This window comes from Cloacibacillus sp. (genome assembly GCF_020860125.1).
Lineage (GTDB): Bacteria > Synergistota > Synergistia > Synergistales > Synergistaceae > Cloacibacillus.
The window spans coordinates 35,381-46,306 of sequence record NZ_JAJBUX010000057.1 but is presented as its reverse complement, the minus strand read 5'-3'; the positions used below and the strand labels follow the sequence as shown (position 1 = coordinate 46,306).

The 10,926-nt window shown below is 57.2% G+C and carries 11 protein-coding genes; 9 read left to right on the top strand and 2 right to left on the bottom strand.

Translation table 11 applies throughout. The annotated features are described in order from the left end of the window. The coding region (locus LIO98_RS07395) for a hypothetical protein (RefSeq protein ID WP_291954891.1) at window positions 1-369 on the top strand (369 nt) is incomplete at its 5' end. 176 nt (window positions 370-545) lie between these two features. Next, window positions 546-1,103: a biotin transporter BioY gene (locus tag LIO98_RS07390; RefSeq protein ID WP_291954888.1), complete on the top strand. Its 558-nt coding sequence runs from the start codon at window positions 546-548 to the stop codon at window positions 1,101-1,103. 87 nt (window positions 1,104-1,190) lie between these two features. Here the strand turns inward: LIO98_RS07390 and LIO98_RS07385 are convergent, their stop codons facing one another. Next, window positions 1,191-2,048, bottom strand: coding sequence for an NAD(P)-binding domain-containing protein (locus LIO98_RS07385; protein WP_291954886.1), 858 nt, complete (start codon window positions 2,046-2,048; stop codon window positions 1,191-1,193). 387 nt (window positions 2,049-2,435) lie between these two features. Beyond that, window positions 2,436-3,335: an EamA family transporter RarD gene (gene rarD / locus LIO98_RS07380; RefSeq protein WP_291954883.1), complete on the bottom strand. Its 900-nt coding sequence runs from the start codon at window positions 3,333-3,335 to the stop codon at window positions 2,436-2,438. A gap of 148 nt (window positions 3,336-3,483) precedes the next feature. Here rarD and LIO98_RS07375 point away from each other — a divergent pair, with 148 nt between their 5' ends. From LIO98_RS07375 to LIO98_RS07345, 7 genes are all read left to right on the top strand, one after another. Further along, window positions 3,484-4,686 (top strand): M20 family metallopeptidase, encoded by a 1,203-nt coding sequence (locus LIO98_RS07375; RefSeq protein ID WP_291954880.1) that lies wholly within the window; start codon window positions 3,484-3,486, stop codon window positions 4,684-4,686. A gap of 134 nt (window positions 4,687-4,820) precedes the next feature. Beyond that, on the top strand, window positions 4,821-6,302 hold the full coding sequence (locus tag LIO98_RS07370) for an AMP-binding protein (protein ID WP_291954899.1): 1,482 nt from the start codon (window positions 4,821-4,823) through the stop codon (window positions 6,300-6,302). A 5-nt stretch (window positions 6,303-6,307) separates the two neighbouring features. Next, on the top strand, window positions 6,308-7,348 hold the full coding sequence (gene citC / locus LIO98_RS07365; RefSeq protein ID WP_291954877.1) for a [citrate (pro-3S)-lyase] ligase: 1,041 nt from the start codon (window positions 6,308-6,310) through the stop codon (window positions 7,346-7,348). After that, window positions 7,345-7,860 (top strand): citrate lyase holo-[acyl-carrier protein] synthase, encoded by a 516-nt coding sequence (locus LIO98_RS07360; RefSeq protein ID WP_291954874.1) that lies wholly within the window; start codon window positions 7,345-7,347, stop codon window positions 7,858-7,860. Before citC ends, LIO98_RS07360 begins: the two co-directional genes overlap by 4 nt. 400 nt (window positions 7,861-8,260) lie before the next feature. Beyond that, window positions 8,261-8,740, top strand: a complete 480-nt coding sequence (locus LIO98_RS07355; protein ID WP_291954871.1) for a cytidine/deoxycytidylate deaminase family protein — start codon at window positions 8,261-8,263, stop codon at window positions 8,738-8,740. A gap of 49 nt (window positions 8,741-8,789) precedes the next feature. Continuing rightward, the gene (locus LIO98_RS07350) at window positions 8,790-9,428 is read left to right on the top strand and encodes a response regulator transcription factor (RefSeq protein ID WP_291954868.1); all 639 of its coding nucleotides are present in this window, start codon (window positions 8,790-8,792) and stop codon (window positions 9,426-9,428) included. Further along, window positions 9,429-10,832 carry an ATP-binding protein gene (locus tag LIO98_RS07345; protein ID WP_291954866.1) on the top strand — a complete coding sequence of 468 codons (1,404 nt, stop codon included), beginning with the start codon at window positions 9,429-9,431 and terminating at the stop codon, window positions 10,830-10,832. It begins immediately after the preceding gene. Window positions 10,833-10,926: the final 94 nt, after the last annotated feature.

Sequence of the window (10,926 nt, the reverse complement as noted above, 5' to 3'; positions counted from 1 at the left end):
GCGGTAAGGCCGCGCGTATTAAAGAGCGCAGAGACTTCCATTAAATCGGCGTTTAGACGCGCCGCTGACTTAGCTCAACAAGGCCGGAAAATCCTTGACGCACCGAAGTGCGCCTGCGGTTTTCCGGCCTTATTTCGCGTCGTCATCGACACGTCTAAACGCCGATTTCCTTCGGGTAGACGAAGAGATAAACTGCGATTTATCGTCCAGCATATTGAGGCAAAAGCCGCCGTGTGTCTCTGCCTTGTCGCACCGGCCTCCGAGCCGGTGCCAGTGTCTCTAGGGCTGACTCACGAAGGGCGGGAAAAACAAAACCCAAGTCTCTGGATGCCGGGTCAAGCCCGGCATGACAAACAAAAGCAAAGCTAAATCGCTATTTATTTTTTACCCTACCAAAGCAGAACCGCAAGTTATCTTTCTTTCACAACGAATGCAACTCGGTGTTTGTGCCAATCGTTATAGCGCCGCTCTTATTTTAGGGAGGATGTCAACCAACAAATGGTTTTTATTTGACATAAGCTCTTTGCCGCGCTATTATTTCCGGCATGAAGATAAAGACGATGATCGAGATATCTGTATTTGCGGTGCTGACCGCCGTCGGAGCGCGGATGATGGTGCCGGTTCCCTTTGTGCCGTTTACGCTGCAGACCCTTATCTGTATGCTTGCCGGGCTTTTGCTCGGCCCCAAGAAGGGGGCCGCCTCGCAGGCCCTTTATATGGTTATGGGGCTGATCGGCATCCCCGTATTCACCTCCGCCGCGGGGCCGGCGGCGGTGCTGATGCCATCTTTCGGTTATATACCCGGCTTTATTGGCGGTGCCTGGCTAAGCGGCTGTCTTCGTGATTTTTTTATGAAAAGGTATGGTTCGGTGACGCGGATGCAGTATTTCGCTGCGGCGATGGCCGGAGTCGCCGTCGTTTATGTCATCGGCATCGCCTACCTGTATGCCGCCCTTAATTTTTGGGTCCAATCGGGCGGCGCGACCTTTTTTAAGGTGCTCTCTATCGGTTTCCTCAGCACGATCGCTGGGGATGTGGTCAAGGCGGTTCTCGCGGCGGTTATCGCCGGTCGTCTTAGGGCGTGCGGCATATTCAGGGATTGACCTAAGGGAATAGGAGCTGAAAAATAAAAATGGCCTCCGGCGTTTGGCGTGGGGGCCATTTGTGTTTTTCGGCGGCGGCACTGACCGTTATGCCGTGGAGGCGGCGAATTTCCGGCGCAGTCCAGCGCAGAGTTCGTCGTTTCGTGTGAGTCCCGCGACGAGCGCCTCGGAAAAGGCGGAGCCGTTTCTTAAGGCCGTCGTCATCGCCTCCGTCACGCCGCCCTTTGTCGAGACGTTGGCGAGCGACGCGCCGCTTTTGTCTTGGGCGTGCGCGGCGGCCACGCGTTCTATCCAGGGGGTCAGTTCGCGGTAGACGGGATAGCGTTTTGACATTTCAAGGAGCGCCCTCTTTTTCTCCTCTTCGTCTATCTCGATGTTGAGCAGGATCGGCGGCAGGCAGATGCCCACGGTGAATGAGTCGAGTTCGCTCTCGCAGGAGATGTCAAGGACTTTGAGGCCGGCGGCCTCAAGCACCGCGCAGGAACGGCTCTCGGCGGGAAATGAGACGCCGACTCCCAGGCCGTCGGCGATGGTCTCCGGACCGCTGCACATGACGCGGCAGAGCTCCGCGGAAAAGACCCCCTGCAGCGTCTCCAGCGAGATGCCGGCCATAAAGGAGAGGATGAAGGCTCCATTTTTGACCGCCAGCCCGCGGAAGTCCGTGAGGTTTTGCGGACGTGCCGCGAGAAGGATGATGTCGGCGCGGCTCGTGAGCGCCGCGCTGTCCGTCAGGCAGCTGGCAAGCCCCGCCGCGCGGAGACGCTCCAGCGTCTCTACGCGTCCGCCGCAGGAGATCAGCAGCCGTTCTTTTGGAAATCCATGCGCGAGCAGCGCTGAGACTATGGAACTTCCCAGGTGTCCGAAGCCCGCGATACCGACGGTTTTTCCCTTAAGTGTCTCAGCCGCAAAACCGTTTATAATTGATTTGTCATCTGTATTTTTCAATTTTATTTCTTCCTTTCAGAGGTACAAACACATTTGCCGCGCGCCGTCAGACATGAAAGCGCAGAAGCTACGCCGCCGCGCCTCAAAGGAGATGAAGGGCGCCGCCGTGTGTTTTTCTTTTAAGATAGAGTGAGGGATGTTGGGGCCATGACGGCCCGCGGGGGTTCTGTCAGAGGGTTACGGTCGAGGTCGGGTGTATCCTGCGCTGGCGGTTGCGGAGCTTCTGTGTTGTTGTAACATGCGGTCACCCTTCTCTCGTGTCAAGAATAATTTCCCGACATACTACCCGCAGAGAATAAAAATGTCAACAGATGGATAACGCGAATTTATATTTTATACAAAATAGTGATCTGATTTAAAAAAATTGATGAAGCTCAAACGCCCTCCCTAGATGTATTCCTGCGTCCTCCGCTCTCTTCCGGCTTCGATGATAGTGTCGGTTGAGTAGATGGCGAGCGCGCTCCAGATGCAGGCGAAGGTAATGATCCTGTAGATTGAGAGCGGTTCGTGATAGATGAAGGTGCCGATGAGGAAGGTCATCGTCGGGGAAACGTATTGGATGAAGCCGATGGTCGTCAGTTTTATCCGCTGGGCGGCGTAGGCGAAGAGCAGGAGGGGGACGGAGGTCATGACGCCCGTCCCCGCAAGCAGCAGGTCGGTCGTCAGGCCGTAAGGAAAGTGCGCCGCGCCGGTATGCTGCAGCCAGCAGAGGTAGACGAGCGCCGCGGGGGCTACGGATAGGGTCTCTATCACCAGCGCGACGGCCGGTTCGATGGAGATAGCTTTTTTCATCGCCCCGTAGAGGCCGAAGGAGAGGGCCAGCCCCAGTGAGACGAGGGGTATTTCGCGGATGGTGATCATCTGTATGCAGACTCCCGCCGCGGCGACGGCGATCGCCAGCTTCTGCGCGCGGCGCAGCCGTTCGCCGAAGAAGAGCATTCCGAAGAACATCGAGACGAGGGGGTTTATGTAGTAGCCTAGGCTGGTCTCAAGGATACGCCCAGCGTTTACCGCCCAGATGTAGAGCCCCCAGTTTAAGGTGATGAGGTAGCCGCCGAGAAAGAGCCAGAGAGTTTTTTGCTTGTTATTCGCGGCGAAGGCGACGGTTTTGCCGCCCTGTCCCGTCAGGATTATCAGAGCGAGGGTAAATACGGCGGACCACACTACGCGGTGTCCGAGTATCTCGAAAGAGGAGACCGACAACAGAGTCTTCCAGTAGAGGGGCATCGAGCCCCACCATAGGTATGAGAGAAGGGCCGCCGCGGCCCCTTTCTGCGGAATCGTCATTGGTATCCTCCTTACAGTAATATCGTCGTTCGGAGCGTGCCGGCACCGCGTCCCGGCTTTGAAGCGACTCAGCCACACGCTTTATTTTACACGTTCTCCCTGTTTTGTGATAAACTATTCGAATGTATAGTTCGCATGTTTTTCTGCGATGGAAGGAAGAACGGGCATGAAGGAACATCTGGAGCTTTCATCTTTAGGCGCTTCGCTGTTGGCGGAGGCGGAACGGATCTCCGGCGATATGCAGGACTGGAGACGCGATTTTCATCAGTTTCCCGAGCTTGCCTTTGAGGAGAATATAACGGCGTCAAAGATTACGCATGTGCTGCGTTCCATTCCCGGAATGGCGGTGACGTCCGGTTTTGCCATTCAGACCTCTGTGATCGGCGTGCTGGGGGGCGATCTCCCCGGGCCCGCCCTTATGATGCGCGCGACGATGGATGCTACGGCGGCGGAGGAGCAGACGGGGCTGCCGTTTTCATCATGTATGCACGGCTGCGGGCACGACGCGGAGATGGCTTCGCTTCTTGGCGCCGCCACCGTCCTTTCAAAATACAGCGACGAGCTGAAGCAGAGGGTCGTCTTTCTCTTTCAGCCTGCGGGCGAGGGGCGAAGCGGCGCAAAGACCCTCACGGAAAATAATATTATTGATAAGTTCAATATCGGACGCAGCGTCGCCGTAAACTGGTCCTCTGAGCTTCCATACGGAGAGCTTTTCACGCGGCGCGGCGTCATGACGGCCCTGTCGGACCGTATTCACATAGATATCAGGGGGACGGCTGGACACGCCGCGGAGCCGCATATGACGGTGGACCCCGTAATGATTGCCGCCAATCTGATCATCATGATACAGACGATGCTCTCGCGTGAGGTAGATCCGCGCGAACCGGTCGTGGTCTCTTTCGGACAGGTAGAGTCCGGCGAAGCCTATAATATAATCCCCGAGCAGGCTAACCTCTGGGGCACGCTGCGCGCCTTCGACCCGAAGGTGCGCGATTTTGTACAGAGCCGTATTGAGACGGTGGCCCCGGCCCTTGCAAAGGCGCTGCGCGGGCTGGCGTCGGTGGAGTATACCCGTAATTACGCCCAGGTGGACAACAACCTTGACATGGTGGACGAACTCCTGCGCGTCGGGGTTCCTTTTTTTGGTGAGGACGGGCTTAATATGCTTGAACGCCCATTGCTATCCGGCGATGATTTCGCCTTTTTCAGTCACAGGGTGCCGTCTTTGTTTATGCTGATGGGCACGGGGCTCGAGTACCCGCTGCATCATCCGCGCTATGACGTGCCCGAGAGCATGCTACCGTTCTCGGCGGCCTGGGAGGCGTACCTGGCTCTCACCTTCGGCCATTAAGTGGGCCGCCGGCGGGGCATGCGCCGGAACTTGGTTCCCGCTTTATCTATCCGGCGGAATGTATGGCAGTGGCAGATCGACCTGGTTAAGATGATCTAAATAATAATGATTTGCAGAAATAAACAATGGATGTGATGCGGTTGAGTTCCAGACTGGATATCATTATCAGAGATAATCTGAACAGGCTCCCCGCGGAGCCTTTTATATGGTGGCAGAAGACCTGGTGGTCGCGCGGCGCCTTTCTTGAGCTGATCGAGGAGTGCGAGGAGCGGCTGCGCGCCAGTAATTTTAAAAAGGGGCAGCGCTTGGCGCTGCTGATGCCTAACAGCCCCGTGCTGCTTGCGACGGTGATCTCGGTCTGGCGTCTTGGCGGGGCGGTGGTGCTGATCGATTTCCGCTCCGGCTATGTGCCGCTCATCAGGCAGCTGCGCCACGCGGACGTCTTCGCGGCGCTGACTTACCGTGGCTGCGAGGATCTTGTCCCGCTGATTTCCGAGGATGGTATTCCCTGCTCGGTGATAAGCCTGGATACTCTCGATGAAAATATCCCCGGACGCCCCTGCGCGGAGGAGGGAGAGGAGACCGCGGTCATCTTCTACACCTCCGGTACTACGGGCGAACCGAAGGCCGTGCCGCTGACGCACGACAATCTGCTGGACTGCATAGAGGGCTGTGTTGAACATATCGATATGCTCAACGAGGATGACGTTTTTCTGAACGCCCTGCCCAATTCAAATGTATTCGGATTTTTATGCGGCGCGCTGCTTCCGCTTGTGAAGGCGACTCGCCAGGCGATATTGACCTCCTTCATGCCCGTGGAGTCCTCGATGGACGCCATTAAAAACGCTGAGGTGACGATCGTCACGGCGGTGCCGACGATGATCGCGCTGATGATCGGCGCCGTCTCACGCGGCGCGGCGGTCTCCTCTTCGATGCGCTGTATCCTCTCCGGCGGCGACCGGCTGCCGGCCGATATATCCAAGCGCGCCGCGAGGCTGCTCGGCATTCCGGTACTGCAGGGCTATGGTCTGACTGAGGCCTCTTCGGTGGTGGCGCTGCCGCCCTCGATCAACGCGGTGAAGCCCGGCAGCGTTGGTACTCTGCTCTCCTGTGTCGAAGCGGAGATCCGCAGCGACGAGGGCGAAGTTCTTCCGCAGGGACGTGAGGGCCGTCTATGGATAAGGGGCAGCTCGGTCGCTAAGTGTTATTTCCGCAATCCTGAGCTGACGGCGGAGCGTTTTGAAGAGGGCTGGTTCGATACCTGCGATATCGCGAGGTTTGACGAGGAGGGCTATCTCTATCTCGTCGGACGCGTCTGCGACGTCATTTTTGTCGGAGGCTTCAAGGTCTACGCGCGCGAGGTGGAGAAGACTCTCAACGAACATCCGCTGGTGCATGAGGCCGCCGTCATCGGTGTCCCCCGTTCGATAAGCGGCGAGATCGTCAAGGCCTTTGTCGTGCTCAAGAAGGGGGAGCGGGTCTCCGCGAAGGAGCTTATCGAGTACTGCAAGAAGAAGCTCTCCTATTACAAGGTCCCGAGGATCATTGAATTTGTCACCGAAATGCCGCGTTCGGCTATCGGAGAGATCGTGAAAAGGAAACTTTCAAAGGATTAATAAATATGTTTGGACTCAACTGCCGTGTAACGCGCAAACTCGGCGGCTATGAACGGAGGGCCGTCGAAGGGCTGCTTGAACGCAGCGGGCTGATTTTCGAGGGGTCGCCGGATTATACCGCGATTGCTGAGGACAGCGAGGAAAATATCGTCGCCACGGCAAGTCTCTCCGGGTCCGTGATCAAAATGGTGGCGGCCGACCCCCAGTGGCAGGAGGCAGGGCTCTCTGGCACCGTCATTTCGGCGCTGATGCGCGCCGCGCATGAGGAGGGCCTCCATCATCTCTTTGTCTACACTAAGCCGGAGATGGCGTCACGTTTCGCCGGACTCGGTTTTCGCGAGCTCGCGGCCTCCAGCCGCTCTGTGCTGATGGAGTGCGGCTCGCCCGGGGCGGAGGATTACCGCCGCTCGCTTGAGGGGCTGCGTGCGGAAAACGGCACGCCGGCCGCCGCGGCTGTGATGAATTGCAATCCCTTCACGCTAGGACACCGCTATTTGATTGAGGAGGCGGCAAAAAATTCGCCGCTCTTTTATGTGATCGTCGTTGAAGAGGATGCCTCCGCCTTTCCCTTCGCCGACCGCTTGGAGCTTGTCCGCATCGGAACCGCCGACATCGCCAACGTGCACGTGATCTCCAGCTCGCATTACGCCGTCTCCGCGGCGACCTTCCCCACCTATTTTCTCAAGGACAGGGGAGAGAGCTCTGTGGCGCGCGCGCAGGCAGAGCTTGACGCGCGGCTCTTTGGCGCGCTTTTCGTGCCCGCGCTGGGGATCGAACGCCGCTTTGTGGGAACGGAGCCGCTCTCTCCAATCACCGGGCTCTATAATTCCGTGCTGAAGGAGATACTGCCGTCGCTGGGCTGCGAGGTGACGGAGATCAGCCGCCGCCGGGCGGGAGATGAGGTCATCTCCGCTTCGCGCGTGCGCGCGATGATCGCCGCCGGCGAAGAGTCCGGTCTCGCGGAGCTGCTGCCTTCGGCAACGCTGGATTATCTGAATACGCCGCGCGGCGCCGCCGTGGCCGCGAAACTGAGGGCCGAGAGATGACGCCGCTTGAAGAGGTGCTCTTCGGCCGTGACGAGCGCGCCGCCTGGCAGCGGCGCTGGCTGCGGTCACCGGAGGGTAATTTTTTCGTCTGTCAGATCGGGCTTAATGTTCCCGGATATCCCAAACGCATCCCGCGCGACCTCGCGGTCGTCAGGAAATGCCGTAAATATCTGCTGGAGCATGCGCATGCGGCGCCGGCGGAGGAGCAGTACCTTGAGAACGGGGCCGGAGTCTGCTGGCAGGGAGCCTTCGACGCTTTAAAGTATGACGCGGCGTCGCTGAAGAGGTGCGCGGTGGAGGCGGAAAATTCGATGACCGCAGGCCGCGTGCTTGATATTGACGTCCTTACCAGGGAGAGGGCCCTCTCGCGTACCCAAATGGGGCTGCCCGAACGCCGCTGTCTGCTCTGCGGCGAGAGGGCGAAAGTCTGCGCGAGGCTTGGATCCCACCCGCAGTCGGAGCTGAGGGAAAAGGTCATCAGGATAATAAACGCCGCCGCGTTGGAGATGTAGCGCCTTACGTGGATGGCCTGGATGATTCCACGCGGAGGTTTTTATTTTAGATATATTAACCTAATCGCCGGTATTTTAAAAAGAGCCGTCTCCTCATTGCCGCTATGCGGTTTATTGAGCGCTCATCGGGGAGTTGGTTATTAAAATCCCGTCCGGCCGACGCGATAATTTTCCTGTTATGGCGCGGCGGCGGATAATGTTCCCGCTTATTTAGGGAATGTATCGATAAAAAAGCGGAGATTAATCAGTAATTTTCCGTGCAAAAAATTATCACATGGAGATAGATTATATAATTGTTGGTAGAGGGAATTTTACGAAGCGCGCATTCGGCCGCTTTTACGGCGGTTGATATATCAGATAGGTAATTTTTCTTATTATCAACGTTTAGGAGGCACTGGAAATGACGAACCGGCCGGAATGGGACATATATTTTCTCCTTATGGCGCAGGTGGCGGCGAGCAGGAGCACCTGTCTGCGCCGCAAGGTGGGAGCGGTGCTGGTTCGCGACAGGCAGATACTGAGCACAGGCTACAACGGGGCTCCGCGCGGTGTCAGCCACTGCGAGAAGACGGGATGCCTGCGCGAGCGGCTCGGCATCGCCTCCGGTGAACGGCATGAGATTTGCCGCGGCTCTCACGCGGAGATCAACGCGATCGCCCAGGCGGCAGCGGCCGGAACGGCGACGGCGGGCTCCTGGCTCTACTGCACTCACGAACCCTGTATCTACTGCACGAAGGCGCTGATAAACGCCGGCTGTGAAAAAGTCTTTTTCCTCCACCCATATCCCGACGAGCTTGCCCGCGCCGTAATGACGGAGTCGGGAGTGGAGAGTATCTGGGTCGATCCGCAGGAGCTGCCCAGGGATATTTTTTCGATCTGAAAATAAAAAACGAAGTTATAATAGTAAAACAGAGAAGGGAGCAATACAAATGTCTATTTCCATCGTTCTTGCCGACGACCATCCCCTTACACGCGAGGGTATCAAGGGATACCTTTCAAAGGAACCGGACTTTAATATCGTAGGAGAATACGCGGACGGCAACGCCACATGGGCCGGTATCCAGACGCACAGGCCGCAGGTGGCCCTGCTCGATATCCGCATGCCTGGGCTTGACGGCATCGCGCTTGCGCGCAAGGTCAAGGAGGCGGGGATTCCCACGGCCTCGCTGATGCTCACCTCGTACGACGCAAACCAGTATGTGATGGCGGCGCTCCGCGCCGGCGCGCGCGGCTATGTCCTCAAGACGGCCACTATGGATACTCTTTCACGCGCCATCAGGATAGCGGCGCGCGGCGGTTTCTATCTCGACAGCGACGTGGCAAGCGCGGTCGAGGAGGGCGAGGACTTCGTTCCGGAGCCAGTATCGGTCCGTGAGCGCGAAGTGCTGCTGCTCGCGGCGCGCGGTCTCTCGGGAAAGGAGATAGCCTCTCAGCTTTTCATCAGCGAGCGTACCGTGCAGACGCATCTTGCCTCGATATATGACAAGCTCGGAGCTAAAAACAAGACGGAGGCGATGCTGCTCTCTCTCAAATACGGCATCGTCACCATGGAGGAACTTCTTGACTAAATGAGGAAAGAAGGACTCCTCTATCAGCTTATAACCGCTCTTCTAGTGCCAGCGCTTTTAGCGCTGGTTCTTGCATGGGTTGTATACGATCAGTTTGAGAAGAGCATGGAGTCCAACGCGAACAATTACGTCGAAAACCTGGTTGACAGCGTAGCCGCCAGGCTCGATTCAAAGAAATGGCATGTCCAGCCCGACGGCACCTATATGAAAAAGCCGCTTGACGAGGATGTGAACTCCATTGCCGCGGTACTTAAAGAGATGAACCTTCCCGGGATGTTCGCCGTCTTCCGTAAGGACGGGACGCTGATCTACGGCTCTCCCGGGAAGGTAAATTTCCTCGTCGACTGGGTGAACTCTTTCGACTCCCCAACGCCGGTGAAGGTGCGCAGCAAGGGAGGGGACTATTTTACGGGGATGTTTTACTCCATTCCCGATGAAAACATATATATAATTGGAGCCGTCTCCTGGAAGATGCTATTTGGCTCCATGGTGCTTCTTGTCACCGTATGGCCCTTCATCATGGGCACACTCGCCATTATTACTATCCTTGCGATATATCTCTTATATGAAAAGGTCATCCTGCCGCTGCGCGAACTAGACGAAGAGGTCTCTTCGCTGCGTCTTGGCTACGACCTGCCCGACGTCTCGGCGCCCGAGGCGGTTCCCGAGCTGCAGCAGCTGCGGTCCACCTTCGTCGTACTCGCTCAGTCGGCGATAGATAAAGAACAGCTCTCGCGCGACTACATTACCGACATCGTAAAGGTGCAGGAGGAGGAGCGCGAGCGCATCTCCCGCGAGATACACGACGGCCCTCTGCAGGACGTCACCGCGCTGGTCCAGAGGCTTCGTCTGCTGGCGCTGGACGTCAGCGACGAACAGACCATAAGCAGTCTGGAGAACGCCGAAAAGGTCGCGATGATCGGCGTCAAGGAGATGCGCGAATTCTGCAACAACCTTACCCCGCCCTGGCTTGACCTCGGGCTGCGCCACTCGCTCGCGGAACTCTGCAACCGTATGTCCTCGCAGCTCGGCGTGCAGATAGACCTTGATGTCGAGGACGGCGACGACTGCGACTACGACGACGAATCTTTGCCGGCCTCTCTCTGCCTTGCCTTCTACCGGGTGGTGCAGGAGTCGATCAACAACTCCGTCCACCACGGCGGAGCCACCTTCATATCCGTACAGCTTGAAAAGAGGGGCGACCGGATAACCATGCGCATCGAGGACAACGGCAAGGGCTTCGACATGCCCGACGACGTTCAGGAACTTCGTGTGCAGGGACACCGCGGCCTTTCAAATATGAAGGAGCGCATGCGCCTCGCCGGAGGCTCCCTGGAAATAACATCCACATTGGGAATCGGCACAATTATAAGTTGTGAAGTACCGCTTCAGACTGTAGAATAGTAATAGGAGCGGAATGTCTGCCGACAGTTTTTCTGTGCTGTTGTTTTATTGGCAAGTGTTCTTATCTATTCTTATTTTTGAAAGGTGGGAGCCT

Coding starts and splice junctions, on each gene's coding strand:
- LIO98_RS07390 (WP_291954888.1), top strand. CDS start 546: ATGAAGATAAAGACGATGATCGAGATATCTGTATTTGCGGTGCTGACC.
- rarD (WP_291954883.1), bottom strand. CDS start 3,335: ATGACGATTCCGCAGAAAGGGGCCGCGGCGGCCCTTCTCTCATACCTA.
- LIO98_RS07375 (WP_291954880.1), top strand. CDS start 3,484: ATGGAAGGAAGAACGGGCATGAAGGAACATCTGGAGCTTTCATCTTTA.
- LIO98_RS07370 (WP_291954899.1), top strand. CDS start 4,821: ATGCGGTTGAGTTCCAGACTGGATATCATTATCAGAGATAATCTGAAC.
- citC (WP_291954877.1), top strand. CDS start 6,308: ATGTTTGGACTCAACTGCCGTGTAACGCGCAAACTCGGCGGCTATGAA.
- LIO98_RS07360 (WP_291954874.1), top strand. CDS start 7,345: ATGACGCCGCTTGAAGAGGTGCTCTTCGGCCGTGACGAGCGCGCCGCC.
- LIO98_RS07355 (WP_291954871.1), top strand. CDS start 8,261: ATGACGAACCGGCCGGAATGGGACATATATTTTCTCCTTATGGCGCAG.
- LIO98_RS07350 (WP_291954868.1), top strand. CDS start 8,790: ATGTCTATTTCCATCGTTCTTGCCGACGACCATCCCCTTACACGCGAG.
- LIO98_RS07345 (WP_291954866.1), top strand. CDS start 9,429: ATGAGGAAAGAAGGACTCCTCTATCAGCTTATAACCGCTCTTCTAGTG.